The organism is Corynebacterium sp. HS2168-gen11 (genome assembly GCF_024834075.1).
In the GTDB taxonomy this organism is placed as follows: Bacteria; Actinomycetota; Actinomycetes; order Mycobacteriales; family Mycobacteriaceae; genus Corynebacterium.
The window spans coordinates 18,305-36,268 of record NZ_JANUXR010000005.1 but is presented as its reverse complement, the minus strand read 5'-3'; the positions used below and the strand labels follow the sequence as shown (position 1 = coordinate 36,268).

Here is a 17,964-nt window from a genome sequence, read left to right as displayed (position 1 = left end):
ACTGAAGATGCATTCGTTGAGCCTGATTCAGTTCAGGATCGATAAGTGGGAGATACACCCACGTTCAAGTTATTAGGCGCACTCGTAACAACAGGGGATAAAACGTGAACCTTCAGCCAGCAGATGTCACTATGACCATCGTGACCATTCTTGCGCTGCTTGTGCTTCCAGGCGCATGCGTGAACTGGATCAGCGGTGTGCGCTTGCCGTGGGCAGTCGCGTCGGCTATTCCCACCACTGCAGGGTTTGTCGCGATTGCCGGTTGGCTCTTAAGCAAAATCGATCAGCCATTTAATGTCCAAGGTGTAGCCGTGATGTACATCTTCTTCCTGCTGCTTGCAATTTTGTGGCGGGCAGGAGCAGTGCTGATCCAGCACGTCCGGCACACTGAAATGCCAAGTTTGCGCCAGCGCGTTCTCACAAGTGCAACTGATTTAGCACGCGGACGGTGGCTGCTTCCGGCAATTGGTGCAACTGCTGGCAGCTGGCTGATAATTAATCGCTGCATTGAAATTTATGGCGAACTTGATCGTGGGTTTGGTTCGATCGTGCAAGGCTGGGACGTGCACTGGCATGCAAGTGCTCTGCGTTTTATTCGCGAAACCCAAGTAGCCGATCCAACCCGGATGGGGGAGCTGTTAAATATTGACGGCCATTACCCAAGTTTTTATCCGATCGCCTGGCATGCCATGGGAGCTCTGCTTTCGGACATCTTAGAGATTCACCCGATTGCGATGGTGAATCTCTTGAATATGATTGTGCCAGCAGTGTGTATGCCGATTTCTGTCGCGTTGCTGGTGTGGATCATTATTGGCAACCGAAGTTTCACCACCCAACTTGGCGCAGGTATTGCGGCGTCGCTGGTGTTCGTGGTGCCAGTGTTGTATTGGATTCCAACATATGTAGGCATGTGGCCATATTCTGCCGGTATCGCAATGACCGGCATGGTTGCAGCACTGTATATAAAAGTGGTGGATTCTCCACAAGCAATCTTTGCCACTGCCTTTGGTTTTGCAGGTATTACGGCAATTCATCCGGCACCGGTTACTGTGATTGTGTGCATCGTTGGTTTTTGGTGGTTATTCCACAGGCTTCTTGCAGGTGCTGAGAACCGCGATCTCGCTGCACATACCGATGATGCACCGGCACCGACGAATACTGCCCTTTCGCGAGTGCGTGATAAGTTTCAGCGTGTTTTGCACGGTGGAACCTCACGCCTGTATGACGTTGCAGTACTTGTTGTTCCTGTCATCGCAGCTACTGCAATGCTGTTGCCGCAGTTGCTCGCAGGGTTGAAACAAAATGAGGAAGTTGCTGAGTATCTCGCACCTGATGAAATGACGCATAGTGACGCCTGGCGCGCTATTTTATTTATGGGAACCCGTCACACTGATCAATTTAGCGAGCAAAACTGGTGGTGGTTGATCGTGCTTGGTGTGATTGGCATTGTTGGTGCAGTAGCTTTGCGACGCCGTATCTGGTTTGTTTTCTACTTTTTGTTTAGCAGTTTCCTCGCAGTACACCAGCTTTCTCCGTATGGCAGTGTTGCTGGGAAAGTTTTCAGTATCATTGGTGGCTTGCACTACTCGTCGGCGCACCGGCTGGTTATTCCAGTGGTCATGATGGAGCTTGCGTTTGCTGGTATTGGTCTTGCGTTGATGTTGCAAGTGGTGACAGGATTCTTCTGGTGGAAAAAACCGTTGCTTCGAGGTGTTGCTGGGGCAGTGGTGATCGGCAGTGTTGGTGCAATGAGTACGGTGGCGGTGCCTGCGGCAGAAAAAACTATTGCAGAGGGTACCGAATTTGCGGTGGGAAGTATTTATAAGCAACGCACTGTGACCAAAGAAGATCTGGCAGCTTTTGAATGGTTGGCAAAGCAACCGCATGCCTATGAAGGTAAAATCCTCGGTGAATACTCTGATGGGCACGGTTGGATGTATGCCTATAATGGGCTTCCTTCCGTTTCTCGGCATTATCTGTTGCCGCATACCGATCCAGAGATGCCAAGCGTGAAGATTTATCATTATCCAGAACTCATTGGTGCCGGTAATCATGGGGATTCACACCAGCAAAACGACGTCGACAAGGCAGTTGAAGCACTCGGACTGACGTATATCTTCCTGTCGCCGCCAACATTCTGGCATTTCCAGCAGCATAATATTTCGCGTCGCATTTATCGAGCACCTGGATTAACCTTGGTCTACCAAGACAAAGATGTGCGAATTTTTGCGGTGAATGCGAAATTTACGGATGCGGAATTAACCCGTATGCGAGCACAATCACCAGAGCCGTTGGCTACGGTTGTGACAAAAGGCGACGTTGGTGCAGCAAAGCCAGGTACTGCCGAGGCAAAGCAGCCATACTATCATCGGGCGTTGAAACCAAGTCAGGTTGATGCCGATACCGATGAAACGTTGCGAGACGACCAACATACGATTGCCGAACAGTGGCGGCACTATGACAGGCTCGTGGGGCGTCAAGAACGCGGTCAAGCGCGATTGTAAATGCCACTTTTGTTTCGTAGAGTTTCCTTGTGCGTGGTGGCTAAAAATATGGTTTGAACTGCATTAATGCAAGTTCAGGCGACAGTGTGGAGAAAATGTATTAGAGTACCAAGCACGTGAATAATAAACGCGCAGTGCTTGCAGCTCACAGATGCTCAAAAGCGTCATGATGCTCAGTAGTGGTGGTAATCATCGGGAGATTCTACAACCTGCTGATATTTGATGGCATGATGGCGTTGGAGTGTGCTGTGCGCTGCATACAACAGCGTGTACCAAGGTGTGTGGTGATAAGCGGGCATTAGGCATACTCGCGTGGAAAGTACACATTATGGGACTGACACCAACCACCAAAGCCCAGCTCTCAGGACTCAAATTTTTGAAACGACGTCTTGAGCATGCACTCATTTTTGGCGATACTCGCATGATCGTCGACCCCATCCGGCCGCGCAAGAAGGCGCTAATCGTTGGGACAATTCTGTCAGTGATCGTGGCAATCGGCAGCCTTGCCCTGGCTGTGTTGATGCCAAAACCTGATCCAGGGCAACACGAATTTGTGCGCAGCGAAAGCGGGCAACTCTATTTGCGATTGAATAATCAACTGCACCAGATTCGAAATACAACCTCGGCACGATTATTACTCGGCAGCCCAGTTGTGGCGAAACCCGTGAATGACGAATTGCTTACCAGCCTTGATATGGGAGAAACTCTCGGGATCGCTGACGCCCCAGATTTTCTTCCAACTGAACACACTGTCCCAATTACTGAAGCAATGCTGTGCGATCGAATGTTTTTTGTACATCCAGATCGCGGTCACGCTGAACATGCGTGGGCGATGATTTTCCAACCAGCCGGATCCGCCATTTTCCCACGACTTGCGGCTCCTCGTGGTCAGAATAACCAGCAAGTATCGTATGTAGACGATGGTATGGTTATGGGGTCAGCACTAGGGGATATCCGGGACAACTTTAGGATCACTCAGCAGCTAGCAGGAACAGACAATGCTGCACAGGCATCTGTGGCAGAGGCGCCGGGAAGCGTTTCGAAGGGCGTTTCGTTAAATGCCTCGGAGGGGGGCGTTTCGTTAAATGCCTCGGAGGGGGGCGTTTCGTTAAATGCCTCGGAGGGGGGCGTTTCGTCAGTCTCAAATCCTTCAATCATTCTCGTGCGTTCGATGGGTCACGACTACCTCGTTGATGCCAACGGTCGTTACAGTCTGCCTGATCCTACAAGCGCAATCGGTCGTGTCTTGCGCCGCGAACTGGGGATTTCTTCTGATACTGCGCGTTGGGAATTACCTCCTGAAGTGCTCGAAACCATTGAAGAAAATTCCGCTTTTGCTGCACCGGCCCTGCAAGCTGTTGTGTCGGATGGAACCGATTATTTCGGGCAAACTCCAGCTGGCTTGGTTGCGATCAGTCCTTTCCAAGCACAAATAGTACTGGCAACCGGGTTGTCGTTGAACGTCGTCGATGAAGCAACGCTTGCGACGTTTCCAACCGATACCGAAACGCAGGTGTATCTCCCCACGCAGCCAGTAGCATTTCTTGATCCTACCGACCATACCGTGTGCATTCACGCTCGCGGCACAGTAAGTGCATTTCTACGCGAACAGCCGCATCAAGGTAGTCGAGAGTTGGCCGAATATTTGCGAGTAGGTGATGGTGGTCTTGACGTCGTCGAGCAGCAGGCTGCACTGTGGGCGCGGGAAAGCGTTGGTTCGTGGGCGCGACGCAGCCAGCTGACAGAAAGCTTGATGATGTATGTGTTTACTCATGGTGCTGCGCTTGCAGCGACAAGTGGAACTGGCACATATGTAGTGGGAGTTGATGGTAGACGGCATCATATTGTGCAGCCTGATGCGGTAGCAGCATTAGGATTTCGCGAGCTTGTGCGCATTCCGTGGCGGATGCTTCGATTGCTGCCAGAAGGAGTGAGCCTTGATTCGCAACAACTACGCACACAAGTGGTCGTGCCGCAGACCACTGCTGTGTCACCGCCTGTGGTTCCGCCCGCATAAACATTGCAGTGTTGTCTGGCCGGTGGCACACTGCTTTGCGACGTTTGCCGCGACCTGCGAAGGCCACGAAAGACACATAGAGCGCCACGAAATCGTCGCAGTGTGATGGTTTTGCATGCCGTGGGAAGTGTGATGTGCGTGAAATTATGATGATTCTGGTAGTACGGGGTGTACTAGATATGTCGAGGTAGTGGAGTGTTTTATGCGTTTTTGTTGCCGAATGGGAGAATCCACAAGTCGCATGCAGGTGGTACGGATTGGATAAACGCGGGTACATTGGGAACCAAGCTTAAGGGGCAAGCAGGATGCTTGCCGAATATTCACCTTAGTCGTTCTAACAATACGAGGTACGTCGAACAATGTCGCAGATGCGTGAGACTGTCGCTGCAAAAATCGACAAGATCACAGCCCACCACGAAGCGCTAAAAAACAAACGCTTCGGTTTTTTGGTGCGCCCGTTGGTCTTAACCTTCGGCTGGCTAATTGTCCTATTTGGCATGCTTACTATTCCGCTGCCAGGGCCAGGTTGGGTCACCGTATTCGTAGGCATTGGTATTTTAAGCTTGGAATTACACTGGGCAAGCAAAGTGTTATCGTGGGGTATTACGCAATACGATCGCAGTTCCACTTGGTATCAAGCCCAGTCTAAAGCAACCAGGTGGGGATTATTCATCGCAAGCTGTGTCGTAGTGTGGATCGCTGTTGGTGCAAGCACCTATATCATCTGGCGAGCAGGCGGTTTACCTGTGATGGATCCCGTTATGCACGCTATTCTCTGACATCGATGCAACTGCTTCGCGACGCCGATACACCAATACCGTTACCACAATACTGAGTGCACTAAGCCACACGCCGACTCCTGTTAATTGCGATGGTTGGATTGTATCTGGACGTATGTGCGTAGGCAGCGTTGACTCACTTTGGGTGGGTACAAGGCCAGCTGATTTGGGATCTGCAGCCGGAAGTATTTGCACGAGATGTGCAATATTGAATACATGGGTAGCTGGATCACTATGGGCAAGTAACATGTTTCGCAGTTGTGCTGCTGTTGCAGCGGGGAAACGCTGCGCTAATAGTGCAGCTGCGCCACTGATAATAGGGGCTGCAAAACTGGTGCCCGCTAGTGGAACTTGATCGTTGGCATACGCTAAACCTGCAATCAATCCTTCCGTATACGGATCTAACGCGGCTGAGAACACTCCAGGTGCTGACAGCGTTGGGGCAGGGGCTGGAAGTGCAAAATCAGCTTGCGTATGGTGCATCGTCACCGCACTTACGGCCAATACTGTTTCTAAATGTGCAGGTAATACATAGGAGTGAGCATCACAGTTTGCAGAAGTATTCCCTGATGCCGCAATGACCAGCACATTTTGCTCCTCAGCTGTTGCAAGTACCTCTTGTAGCTGAGCAATATCTGCTGGATGTGGTGGGTGCGCGAAGCAACTAACTAAAGAAATATTGATGATAGTGGCGTGTAGTTCGAGGGCGCGTCGTAAAGCAGTGACGAGCGTGAGAATCGATCCTTCATTTTCGTGCTCTGAATTGCCAAAAGCAGAGGTTTGCTTAATGCTAAGAATGGTTGCCTCGGGAGCGATACCTACCAGATCATCGGTTGGATGTGGGCGAGTGGCAATAATGCCTGCCACAATCGTACCGTGGGCATCGCAATCAATCGTGCCGCCGGTTGCACTATCGTGCACAAAATCGCCGCCGTCAAGAACATGCCCCAAACGTGGATGTGGTGAAACGCCGGTATCGATAACGGCTACAGTCACACCTGCACCAGTTGCCAATTTGTGCGCGGCACGCCACATGTCCGCCATGCGAGCTTGGGCTGAAATATCATCTGCGGTTGCCGGCACAACGCGTTGACATGGCGATGGCTGAGGTGAGTGTGGCTGATCTTGAGCAATCGCAGGTGGAGAACAGTACAACATCACAAGCGCAACTGTCATAAAGCAAGCCGAAATATGTCGATTCATAGTGCTAAACCGCGCAATGCATTAAACACGCCAGCAAGGCTTAAACTCAACGGAACACAGCAGGTCAGGGCGAGTAATTCGAGACGTTCCCACCAAATTACAGTGGTAGGTTCGAGTGCGTCGATCAGTGGGGCTAATACGCGCGCGCTTATTAAGGCACCAACTATTGCCACGGTGATCACGAATAATGGCAATGCATGGCTTTGGCCTGCAAGAATAATGGTTGTAAGCAGGCACATATGAGCGGCAATCCATAATGACCACGTAATAGACGCCAGTTGAAAACGATGCGCCTGGAACAGAAAAACCACTGTGAGACTAGCAAATAGCCCCCACGCCACGAGGGTATCTTCGCTGGTGAACATACTTACGAGCATGATTACCGCACAGGCAACGCTGACGCTGATCGCCATCCCAATGCTGGCACCGCTTAAAATCTGACTCACCAGGCTGCAGCGCTTTGCAAGATGTGGGTCAGCCGTTTCTTCATGCTTGACGACGTCAGTGCGCAGCAGTGGGACTTTAATACCTGCAAGTTTTGCAGCCAACAGAGGCAAACCGCTATGGAGTAGCACCAAAATGCCAAGCATGAAGCCGTGAGCAGGGACTACCCAAGACAGATAGTGTGAGGTGTCTTGGGAAAATGATGGGCGGTAGATCCATATTCCGATGCTCAGGAATAACATACTGATTGCTACCACCGCTATTGCGCTGGTCAAAGCTGGATGCGGTAATACAAATGCGCCAATGATTGCGCAGAGGATCCAGCCGCATGCAATGCATAAGCATACGAAAGCCCAAGTGTGTTGGAACTGTGCGAGTGTGCGTAACGAGAGCAATTGCGGGAAATTGAGTACGATTGCTGCGGCGAACATTAGGCACACGCCAGGTAGGAGTGCTGCGGTTTTCGTTAAGACGGCAGCCAGTGCAAGCACGACACAGCATGCGCTTGCAAATGCGGCAGGGGAGATGAGATGGCCGATAATTGCAGTGCCTGTATAGAGCAAGCCAAGGCAGGCTAAAGCCGTCCAAGCTGCAGAAAACAGTGCGGTGTCAGTTGCGCCAGTGCGTGCATGCATGCTTGTTTCGATGGCCTCGGTTGCATCAACGACAGTTGGCTGGAACGCCTGCTGGATGGGGCGCACGATGATGGTGCTGCCGTGCGGGATATCTAATTCTGCGAGCGTTGCTGCAGGTGAACAAGCTGTTCCTGCACTTGTGACGCACTGCCATGGGAGGGAAATGATTGGAGCATGTGCGAGGCGTAGGATCTCGTCGAGAGCGTCACCAAGTGTTGTGACTAGTGGTATTTCGCATTCGAGAGTGCGGAGAAAAGGAGTAGCTTGGATATGAATGCGTACTCGACGCGTAGTTTCTCCAGGGGGTGTGGGTTCTGGTGGTGCAGCAGGTGGTTCTGCTTGAGTGAATGTCTCACGTGAGGAGACAAGAGCATGTTGTGGCATAACGAAACTATCTTTCTTGCATGAAAACACACGAGCCAAAGGACAGTGCAGGCGTGGCTGTTTGCGAGAAGATGTTGAGCTGCATATTGACAAACGTGCTCACGCAAAACATAACACCTGCGTTGTATTAGACTGCTTTCACCGCAATTTGGTTCCTGAATATCATGTTCAATAATTTTTGGTTGCGCTGCGCTATGGCATAAGCATGTAAGGAACGCGAAAGATGACCGCACCGGGGTCGTCGAATGGTTGGGTCTGGTCGCGCCGGGGTGGTTGCGTGGATGATGAGCCCAGTTGGCGTCGAAAAGCTCTCTTATGATTGAAAAACCTGCACTTCAACGAGTATGTCTAGGCGAATTCGGGGGTGTAAGTCCTGCGGATGGAAACCCAATGGTTTAGACTTTCGCAACATCTTCTAGATTCGCGGGGGTGGGCTAGAAGTGCGCAAGTATGCATCATCAACAGAAGGGGGAGATGATACGTGCTTCGAAACTGCAGGTAAGCGCTATATTTACTGCGCGCGACTAGTAGTTTCGATGAATATCGCGCCCTTGAAAACCGGCATGATCACTATCTTGTGCGCTTATATCAAAAACCTGTGGAATTGGCGTGCCAGTATGTGCAACGTAGAAATAATCGTCCAGGTCGTATGTGTTCGCTGATACCCGTGAATGTTGGCTGCAATTTTTAAGAACAACAACCTGCACGGATAAAAGGACGTTATTTCATGACTGATATACAGCTTCGCGAACGCTCGCAGATGATTCGCCAGCCACTTCGCTATGAGTATCGCGATCCAGCTCCACCGTTGCCGCAAGGCACACTTGTAGCTGAACCACTGCCTGAGGCTGAAAAACCACAGCCATTCTCGCTTGTGAAACTGCTCATGCCATTGCTGATGCTCACAATGGTTGGCGGCATGGTGGGGTTTATGGTGATGAGCGGAACTCAGCTCAATCCTATGATGCTGATGTTTCCAATCATGATGATCGCAGGTGCATTTTCCATGTTTTCGGGTGGTCAGACTGAAGATTATGATGAAACTCGTCGCACGTATTTACGCCATCTCAAAGCACTGCAGCAACAAGCTCAAAAAGCTCAAGTCGCCCAGTATCAGCATGAATTGCATCAGCACCCACACCCAGAGCACTTATGGTCGCAGCTGGGAAGTAATCGCATGTGGGAGCGTAATCATCAGGATCCTGATGCCTATTGCGTCAGAATTGGTCTTGGCACACAAGCGTTATGCACCCCATTCGATCTCGGACAACCGGCAGCGCCAGAAGACGTAGATCCGGTTTGTGCATACGGACTCAAACAGCTCGTCACAAACTTCAGCACCATTGCTGATATGCCAATCGTGATTCATCTGCGAAGTTTCAAAGCCCTAGATTTTTCAGGACCACAAGCCCACGGTGCTGTATTTTCGCTGCTCACAGAACTATGTTATTTTCATGGGCCAGAAACTATTGGTATTCACTGCCTTTCGAAAAGATTTTCTGCAAGTATAAAGTGGCTCCCGCATAGTCATCCAACAGCGTGCGAACATGCGCAAGTCGTCATCGTGCTTGTCGACGACGAAGTCACTGACACTGCGATCACCCATGCCTGTGCCTTGTACACCACAACCGTGATTATTGGCGTAGAAGCCCGCGCCGGAATAATACACCAGCATATTGCAACGCAAGGATTGGCATTTCGGGTTAATAACCAGCATCAATTACATGCTGTAACCGAAATTGGGGCAGAACATATTGGCACAAGTGATTGGATCTCAGAACAAGAATTCGCGTTATTTACGCGGAAAATGACAAAATATTCGCGCCCGCGCCATATTCAGCACAATCACACCGATGAACTGCCACAACTGTTAGGCGTTGATGATTTCACTGCCGCGACCGTTGAATATTTGTGGCATCCGCGTGGCCGACAGCATTTAGCTGTGCCATTGGGTATTGGCGAAGACCATCATCCTGTGGTGCTTGATATTAAAGAAGCTTCGCAAGGAGGCATGGGACCACATGGACTTTGTATTGGAGCCACCGGTTCAGGGAAATCCGAATTGTTACGTACCTTGGTTGTTGGTCTTGCTGCAACGCATAGTCCAGCAGAATTAAATTTCATTTTGGTGGACTTTAAAGGTGGCGCCACATTTTTAGGACTCGAAGAACTGCCACATACCTCGGCTGTGATTACGAACCTAGCTGAAGAAGCATTCTTGGTTGATCGCATGCATGATGCCATCGCTGGAGAAATGAACAGACGCCAAGAATTATTACGGCAAGCCGGAAATTTCAGCAATATCTTCGAATACAACCAAGCCGCACAAAGTGTGCGACATTCAGGTGATCAGCAACTTCGGCAGATACCTAGTGATGATGCAGGTACAACTAGACAACCTCTCATGCCATTACCAGCACTGTTTATTATCATCGATGAGTTTTCTGAGCTCTTAGGCCAACATCCAGATTTTGCTGATGTTTTTGTCGCAGTTGGTCGGTTAGGACGCTCGCTTGGAATTCATCTGTTACTCGCATCGCAGCGTTTAGAAGAAGGGAAACTGCGCGGATTAGATTCGCATTTAAGTTATCGCATTGGCTTAAAAACATTCTCTGCAGCAGAATCTCGGCAAGTACTCGGTGTTACTGATGCCTATCATCTGCCAAGTAAACCTGGGGCAGGATACCTGCAGGGCAATGATGGACAGTTGCATCGCTTTCAAGCCGCATATGTGTCTGGCAAGCATATGATTGCACAAATTCAACAATCGAGTCAGCAGGCAGCAATTCGAGTGTGGGATGGGTTTGTTGCGGATCAAGCGCAAGAAGAAATCATCATGGTTGAAGATGAACGTGGGACAGTCATCGATGTCTTGGTTGCGGCAACAACACAGGTTGCTGCAACCAGAGATCAACGTGCACATGAAGTATGGCTTGCACCGTTGCCGAGCCAAATAGCGTTCCGTAGTTTGCATAGACAACCAGCATTTTTACAGCTAACAGTAGGAATGATTGATCGGCCATATTACCAACGTCAAGATCCATATGTACTTGATCTCGCTGGACAGCATGGACATGTCGTGATCTGTGGTGGACCGCAAACAGGGAAAACTACAGCTTTGCTGACATGTGCATTGGCTGCCATTTATACGCATGATAGTACGGATATTCGCATTTATGTGTTGGATCTTGTCGGCACCAATTTTGCAGGTCTTGAAGAATTTCCGCATGTGGCAGGGGTTGTGCAGCGAGGAGAACGTGAAAGAACTGAGCGCATTGTTGATGAGGTGACAGGTTTCCTGGATCAACCAGTGACAGGGCATGTGCTATTGCTCATTGATGGTTGGCACGAACTGCAATTGAATTATGAACACCTCGTTGCAAAAATTACTCGAATTGCAACTGATGGTTTAGCAGTTGGCGTGCATGTGATTATCAGTACGCCACGATGGAGTGCAATGCGTCCATCACTTCGTGATCTTGTGACTCAACGCATTGAATTCAAACTTGGTGAATCGTTGGATTCTGTCATTGATCGTGCGGCGCAACAACAACTACCTGATCGACCAGGACGCGGATTGAATAAAGATGGTGAGCATATTTTATTTGCACAAGTTGATGAAACTGATTACTACGAAATATTCGCCGCGGTGCAAGCGTATGATCCTGTGCCGGCTTTACGCATGTTGCCAGAGTATTGTGCATATTCGTCTTTAAGTCAGCATGATCATGGCATTGCCATCGGTATTGGTGGGCCGCAATTAACTGAGATTACGTGGGATTATTCCAAGATTTCGCATGTAGTAGCTATTGGGCGCAAACAATCGGGGAAAACCAACATTATTCGGATGATGCTGCACGCGCTGACGTTGCAACCACGAGAACATGTACGCCTTATTGTGATTGATCAGCAACGACAACATCTCGATTATGCAGAGCATCCGCATGTGGTTGCGTATTCTGCTACGGCAAAGAAAACAGCAACAGTGTTGCAAGATCTTTTGGTAACACTTAAACGCAGGCTACCGCCAGCTGAGATTACAGCGAAGGAACTCAAAGATCATTCGTGGTGGCAGGGGCCTGAATTATTCCTGGTGATTGACGATATTGATGTGCTCGCTGATGAACATTTACGAGAACTTGCCGAGTATATTTCGCAAGCGAAAGATATTGGATTTCATATTATCGCCACTCGAAAAACAGGTGGATTATCGCGTGCGCTCTACCATCCATTCTTTACTGAGCTAAAAGATCAAGCACCACTTGTTGCAGTTTTAGATGCAGAAAAAGAAGACGGAGCAATTTGGGGTGTGACTCCTCAGGCATTTCCACCAGGACGTGCCACTCTTGCTGTTCAAGGACAGTCGTGGGGAACTGTGCAATTTGCCCAAGTGGATGAACAGAAAGGCTTGTAATGCACACTGATGACAGCCAAGAGCCTGACATTGTTGTCACAGTCTTAGAAGCGGCGACGGTATTTGAAGCAGAGCAAAGCGTATATCGTTACGACATTCCTGAACAAGGCATCCACGAAGGATGGGCCGTTGCGGCACTGCTTGATCAACTGAAACAAATGGTACTTACCTGGCCTGAATGCACAGTTGAACTCAAAGCTGAAGAGCAGACCACTGCAGTGCTGAGTGAGATTTTCGATGCGAAAGGTATTCGATTGCACGCAGCAAAGCAACGTGTTGCTACGAAACTTTCACCGCCACCAACGCCTGTTCATATTGAGCGTTTCATTCAGCAAGAGGAGCAAACAATGCCAAATTTTCAAACATGGCCTTCGTGGGTAAAACTTGTCGGTAGTGTGCTTGGAGTTGGGATGATTGCTCTTGGTGTGTTGGCGGTAATCCTTCGCATCCAAGATAGCTCGACGCCACCTGAGCTGATTGCACAAAGTATAGAGGAGACTCGCTTTCAAGACCCTGAAGAAATTGTCTCGTCATTCGCCGCACCTGTGACAATAGAACCGTCCGTTTCAGAATCTGAAGAACCGGATGATCCTGAGATGCAATCGCTTGTGTTTGCCGGCAAGCAATTTCACATTCCAGGGAAATTTTTATTGAAAGAAACCACTGTAGACGGTCAGCGAATCTATGGTGATGAACAAGCTGGATTGCAACTTATTTTTGCAAAAGATCAGCATCAATCCATAAGTGATGCAGATTTACTTGAAGGATTTGCCAACAGTGTTGCGAAAGATCCGACGCTGTCACGTGAGCTGTTGATAGCAGCAGATGATCGTCATACAAGTACTGAAACGTCCTTGAATAGTGACGAGATGCAACACGATATGGCTGCGCTCGAGACAGTTGAGCATCCAGAGATGCATAACGATGCAACAGGACAACTGCTGCAAATCGATCAACTCGTGACTAGTTTTACGCCAGCGCCATTATTCTCCTATGCCGAACAGCCTGGAGATGGATCACAAACGTTGTGGGTAGTGTATCGCACCACGGATTGGGTGTTGTCCTATGGCTGCCAAGCACGAACTGGATTGCATGCAGCAGAGCTGAAGGTGTGCGCAGAGGTATTTAACACACAACAAGAGCATCAAGAGCATCAATCTATTCCCGATGTTTATGCAGGTCAAAGTATGCGGGAACCGAAATGAGAGAAAAACAGTCCAATACATATGTAAGTGCTTTTCAACGTTTGAATGACACTTATTCGCACGTTACTTTTTCAAGGCTGAAAGTAAATCGTGGGTTGTAATTCAATCAGCCTTTTTCGAAAGGAGACCTTCGTGGGAAATCAATTTCGTACTGAAGCAGATGTCATGATGGCAACTGCAGGACGCGTCGACGATACCAATGCGCAAGTGCAATCAGAACTCAACCGGTTGCGAACTGTTGTTGATTCCGTTCGTGGATCATGGGCAGGTTCGGCACAGGTTGCATTCGACTCTTTGATGCAGCGTTGGAATCAATCGGCACAAGATCTCCAGCAAGCTCTGGTCAGTATTGGCGAGAACATTCGCTCCAATGCAAAAGCCTTTGAAAATGTTGAAGCAGACAACGCACAAGCATTCGCAAGCGTTGGTTCTGAAGGGCTTGCACTGTAATTCATTGTTCACTTGCTTGATGAGCTTGTGCACACACCAATATTCACGAACAACCTGGCGGGTATATGCCAGCTGAGATGACATGCATCGATCTTGAATATTTCACGTGGCGTTGTGCGTTGAGATTCATCCCGAAAATCTCAACAGCAACAAAGAAACACAAGATTGCGGTCAGCTCAATATTCATATCACATTCATAGCGTGCACGTTTTCAATTCAAACCCAATACGTGCACTGCTTCGCCAAAGATTTTGGAGAAAGAGAGATTATGGACACGATTAAGTACGGCTTCGGTGAAATTGAAGCAGCAGCAGGTGATATTCACATCACTTCTGGTCGTATTAATGGACTTCTGGACAGTTTGAAATCACACATTGCGCCAATGGTTCATACTTGGGAAGGTGAATCTGCTCTTGCCTACCAAGCAGCTCAACAAAAATGGGATCGCGCAGCTGCCGAACTCAATACTGTACTTGCTGCTATTGGCCAGACCGTTCGCAGCGGTAACGATCGCATGAGCGAAGTCAACCGTATGGCGGCAGCAAGCTGGGGATAAACCGCCCCAGTGCTGTCATGATCGTGAATCTGCAGTAACGCAATAGCGTGCAGGTGTTTATGAGTGGCATTGCTGCTTATAAACACCTGCCCGCGCGCCATGACAAAACTGCACACGATTTCACTTATTCGGCTGCCGATATGCTGGTATATTGGCTGTTTCCTACTGCAATATATGGCTGTAAACAGCCAAGATGCGTCTGAACGTAAGAGAGAAAAAATTTCCATTGCACCTGCCATGTCTGAGCATTACTGAATTGACAGCGATGCACGAGAACTATATTTGAAGATGAAATTCGACGATGGAGCTGTGGTAGGTGCCAACGTATGAGTAGACATTTCAGATATGCCGTCTGTGCGTTGTATTGATTGAAAAAGTGCCATACATGGCAGTTTGTTTGTCTGCGTGTGTGTCATGGTAGAAACCATGACACACCATGTCCGTACCGTAATCAGCATGGGTGAAAGATTGCAATGGGTCTAGAGATGTAATAGAATCGAATTTCTGTGTGTGTAAAGCATCTATTTTGATAGTTGCAGCACTGACATTCTTTGGGTCTCCACCGGCCGCCAAAGGGTTTGTCTTTACACGCATCTGGCTGGCAGTTCTAGACAGACTTATTAAGGAGTCAATAGTGTCTACTTATCACCCAAAGGGCGGTGACATCACCCGTAAGTGGTATGTCATTGATGCCTCTGACGTGGTTTTGGGTCGCTTGGCTGTAACCGCAGCTGACCTTCTCCGCGGCAAGGGCAAGCCACTTTTTGCACCAAACGTTGACTGTGGTGACCACGTGATCATCATCAACGCTGACAAGGTACATGTTTCTTCCAACAAGCGTGACCGCGAGTTCCGTTACCGTCACTCCGGTTACCCAGGTGGTCTGAAGACCATGACCCTGGGTCGTTCCCTCGAGCTGCACCCAGAGCGCGTTGTTGAGGAATCCATCCGCGGCATGATGCCACACAACCGTCTGAGCCGTGCATCCGTGAAGAAGCTACACGTATTCGCCGGTTCTGAGCACCCATACGCTGCTCAGAAGCCAGAGACCTACGAGATCAAGCAGGTGGCCCAGTGACCGATCAGAACGTAAACGACAACTTCGATGCAGAAGCAGCTGCTGCAGCTGCAACCGAAGAATTCACCAACACCATTGGCGAGGCAATTGCTGTCGAGTCTGAGGTAGAGGTTGCTGCTCCAGTCCTTCACGAAGGCCCAATTCAGACCGTTGGTCGCCGTAAGCGCGCCATCGTTCGTGTACGTCTCGTCGAAGGTTCCGGCCAGTTCATCTGCAACGGCCGCACCTTGGAAGAGTACTTCCCAAATAAGCTGCACCAGCAGCTGATCAAGGCTCCATTGGTATTGCTGAACCGTGATGGTCAGTTCGATATCCATGCAAACCTTGTTGGTGGTGGCCCAACCGGTCAAGCAGGTGCTTTCCGTTTGGCTATCGCTCGTGCATTGAACATCTACAACCCTGCAGAGCGTGCTGCACTCAAGAAGGCTGGCTTCTTGACTCGTGACGCTCGTGCAGTTGAGCGCAAGAAGGCGGGTCTGCACAAGGCACGTCGTGCTCCACAGTACTCGAAGCGTTAAGCTTTATTACTTGCATTACAACCGCTTGGCTTTCCTTGTTGGAAACAACCAAGCGGTTGTTTTTGTTCATCTCGAATGTCGCTTTGCGTCACGTACGACAACCACCGTGGCGTCGATAAGCATACCTTGCTCGAAGTTTAAAGCTTGACTTATTCTCGCAAACACAAATGTTGGACCTGTTGCGATACTCAACATATAGCCAGCAGTGTATCGTGAGGTTGGGATAAAACCTTTTGATTCTTAGGCTAGGCACTATCCACAGGTCTGCTGCGGCGACTATTGTGGAGAAGATACCACTTACGATGATTTCAAAGAAAGAACTATGACACGACTTTTTGGTACCGACGGTGTACGCGGTTTGGCAAATGATTCTCTCACTGTTGGACTCGCACTCCGCTTAGGCGCTGCAGCAGCAGAAGTATTGACGTCCGGAATTCGATCGTCGAAGCGTCGTCCGCTTGCTGTAATTGGGCGTGACCCGCGTGTTTCTGGTGAAATGCTTGCTGCCGCACTAGCTGCTGGCATGGCTAGCCGAGGTGTGGATGTCTTGCGTGTTGGTGTATTGCCAACACCAGCAGTTGCCTACCTGACGGAATTTTATGGCGCTGATATGGGTGTGATGATCTCAGCTTCGCATAACCCAATGCCGGATAATGGTATTAAGTTCTTTTCTAAAGGTGGTCATAAGCTTCCAGATGCTGTGGAAGACCAGATCGAACAGATGATGAATGATCTGGAAGAAACCGGCCCAACTGGTCACGGTGTGGGACGTATCATTGAAGAAGCAACTGATGCGCAACAGCACTATCTGGATCATTTGGCAGAGGCAATGCCACGTAATCTTGATGGCATTACGGTGGTCGTCGATTGCGCCAATGGAGCCGCATCAACAGTTGCGCCACTTGCCTATGAAAAAGCTGGGGCAAAGGTCATTGCTATTCACAATGAGCCGAATACCTACAACATTAATGAAGACTGCGGCTCTACTCATATGCATAAAATCCAAGCTGCGGTGGCGAAGTATGGCGCCGATCTTGGACTTGCACACGACGGTGACGCGGATCGCTGCCTTGCGGTTGATAGCAACGGTGAGATCATTGATGGCGACCAAATCATGGCAATTTTGGCCTTGGCGATGAAAGAAAACGGCGAACTGCGCAAATCAACCCTTGTTGCGACGGTGATGAGTAATCTTGGTTTGCACTTGGCGATGGAAGAAGCAGGCATTGAACTGCGTACCACTCAAGTCGGTGACCGCTATGTGCTGGAAGACTTAAATGAAGGCGGTTATTCGCTCGGTGGTGAACAATCCGGACATATCGTCTTGCCTGATTACGGCACTACCGGCGACGGCATTCTCACTGGCTTAGCCTTGATGTCGCGCATGGCTGAAACCAATTTTTCGTTGGCGACCTTAGCCTCTGCTATGACTGTATTGCCGCAGGTGCTGATTAACGTGCCGGTTTCGGATAAAACGATCATTGCTGATCACCCAGATGTATTAGCGGCGATGGAAATGGCCAAAGATGAGTTAGGCAAAAAAGGCCGTGTATTACTTCGCGCATCCGGTACGGAAGAATTATTCCGCGTGATGGTTGAAGCGCAGTCAGAGGAAGATTCGCGTCGCATCGCCGGTAAACTTGCTGCCGTTGTAGCCAATATTTAACCGACAGCATCTGCCAGTTGCAGTGGTTTGTGCACTGCTGCTGCATATCTGCGGTACCTACGTGGCGTCCGCTCAAGCGTTCCATCAGCGGCCCTTGCAGCTAGCGCGATG

General features: G+C 49.5%; 12 protein-coding genes. 10 read left to right on the top strand and 2 right to left on the bottom strand.

Annotated features, from left to right (window positions below):
- The first annotated feature begins 104 nt into the window (after positions 1 to 104).
- The 3 genes from NXS99_RS04735 to NXS99_RS04725 all read left to right on the top strand — a co-directional run bounded on the left by NXS99_RS04735 (position 105) and on the right by NXS99_RS04725 (position 5,300).
- A complete protein-coding gene (locus NXS99_RS04735; protein WP_259287516.1) occupies positions 105 to 2,504 on the top strand; it encodes a DUF6541 family protein in 2,400 nt (799 codons plus the stop codon).
- A 328-nt stretch (positions 2,505 to 2,832) separates the two neighbouring features.
- A complete protein-coding gene (locus tag NXS99_RS04730; protein ID WP_259287515.1) occupies positions 2,833 to 4,521 on the top strand; it encodes a type VII secretion protein EccB in 1,689 nt (562 codons plus the stop codon).
- A 359-nt stretch (positions 4,522 to 4,880) separates the two neighbouring features.
- Positions 4,881 to 5,300: a TIGR02611 family protein gene (locus tag NXS99_RS04725; RefSeq protein WP_310593303.1), complete on the top strand. Its 420-nt coding sequence runs from the start codon at positions 4,881 to 4,883 to the stop codon at positions 5,298 to 5,300.
- Here NXS99_RS04725 and NXS99_RS04720 read toward each other — a convergent pair.
- Complete coding sequence (locus tag NXS99_RS04720) at positions 5,262 to 6,476, bottom strand: S8 family serine peptidase (RefSeq protein WP_259287513.1); 1,215 nt, start codon at positions 6,474 to 6,476, stop codon at positions 5,262 to 5,264. The two genes, NXS99_RS04725 and NXS99_RS04720, sit on opposite strands and share 39 nt — an antisense overlap.
- A gap of 23 nt (positions 6,477 to 6,499) precedes the next feature.
- Positions 6,500 to 7,966 (bottom strand): hypothetical protein, encoded by a 1,467-nt coding sequence (locus NXS99_RS04715; protein WP_259287512.1) that lies wholly within the window; start codon positions 7,964 to 7,966, stop codon positions 6,500 to 6,502.
- Positions 7,967 to 8,693: 727 nt separating this feature from the next.
- Here NXS99_RS04715 and eccCa point away from each other — a divergent pair.
- From eccCa to glmM, 7 genes are all read left to right on the top strand, one after another.
- Positions 8,694 to 12,380 carry a type VII secretion protein EccCa gene (gene eccCa, locus NXS99_RS04710; RefSeq protein WP_259287511.1) on the top strand — a complete coding sequence of 1,229 codons (3,687 nt, stop codon included), beginning with the start codon at positions 8,694 to 8,696 and terminating at the stop codon, positions 12,378 to 12,380.
- Positions 12,380 to 13,585 (top strand): hypothetical protein, encoded by a 1,206-nt coding sequence (locus NXS99_RS04705; protein ID WP_259287510.1) that lies wholly within the window; start codon positions 12,380 to 12,382, stop codon positions 13,583 to 13,585. Before eccCa ends, NXS99_RS04705 begins: the two co-directional genes overlap by 1 nt.
- A 132-nt stretch (positions 13,586 to 13,717) precedes the next feature.
- Complete coding sequence (locus NXS99_RS04700; protein ID WP_259287509.1) at positions 13,718 to 14,035, top strand: WXG100 family type VII secretion target; 318 nt, start codon at positions 13,718 to 13,720, stop codon at positions 14,033 to 14,035.
- Between the two features lie 268 nt (positions 14,036 to 14,303).
- Entirely contained in the window at positions 14,304 to 14,591 is a 288-nt protein-coding gene (locus NXS99_RS04695; protein WP_259287508.1) for a WXG100 family type VII secretion target, read from the top strand.
- A gap of 634 nt (positions 14,592 to 15,225) precedes the next feature.
- The gene (rplM, locus tag NXS99_RS04690) at positions 15,226 to 15,669 is read left to right on the top strand and encodes a 50S ribosomal protein L13 (protein WP_259287507.1); all 444 of its coding nucleotides are present in this window, start codon (positions 15,226 to 15,228) and stop codon (positions 15,667 to 15,669) included.
- Positions 15,666 to 16,187: a 30S ribosomal protein S9 gene (gene rpsI / locus NXS99_RS04685; RefSeq protein ID WP_259287506.1), complete on the top strand. Its 522-nt coding sequence runs from the start codon at positions 15,666 to 15,668 to the stop codon at positions 16,185 to 16,187. Before rplM ends, rpsI begins: the two co-directional genes overlap by 4 nt.
- 322 nt (positions 16,188 to 16,509) lie before the next feature.
- Positions 16,510 to 17,853 carry a phosphoglucosamine mutase gene (gene glmM, locus NXS99_RS04680; protein ID WP_259287505.1) on the top strand — a complete coding sequence of 448 codons (1,344 nt, stop codon included), beginning with the start codon at positions 16,510 to 16,512 and terminating at the stop codon, positions 17,851 to 17,853.
- Positions 17,854 to 17,964 lie beyond the last annotated feature (111 nt).

Bases quoted from the DNA above. Each gene is read 5' to 3' on its own strand.
- NXS99_RS04720 (WP_259287513.1), bottom strand. From the start codon at position 6,476: ATGACAGTTGCGCTTGTGATGTTGTACTGTTCTCCACCTGCGATTGCT.
- glmM (WP_259287505.1), top strand. From the start codon at position 16,510: ATGACACGACTTTTTGGTACCGACGGTGTACGCGGTTTGGCAAATGAT.
- NXS99_RS04730 (WP_259287515.1), top strand. From the start codon at position 2,833: ATGGGACTGACACCAACCACCAAAGCCCAGCTCTCAGGACTCAAATTT.
- NXS99_RS04725 (WP_310593303.1), top strand. From the start codon at position 4,881: ATGTCGCAGATGCGTGAGACTGTCGCTGCAAAAATCGACAAGATCACA.
- NXS99_RS04705 (WP_259287510.1), top strand. From the start codon at position 12,380: ATGCACACTGATGACAGCCAAGAGCCTGACATTGTTGTCACAGTCTTA.
- NXS99_RS04715 (WP_259287512.1), bottom strand. From the start codon at position 7,966: ATGCCACAACATGCTCTTGTCTCCTCACGTGAGACATTCACTCAAGCA.
- NXS99_RS04695 (WP_259287508.1), top strand. From the start codon at position 14,304: ATGGACACGATTAAGTACGGCTTCGGTGAAATTGAAGCAGCAGCAGGT.
- eccCa (WP_259287511.1), top strand. From the start codon at position 8,694: ATGACTGATATACAGCTTCGCGAACGCTCGCAGATGATTCGCCAGCCA.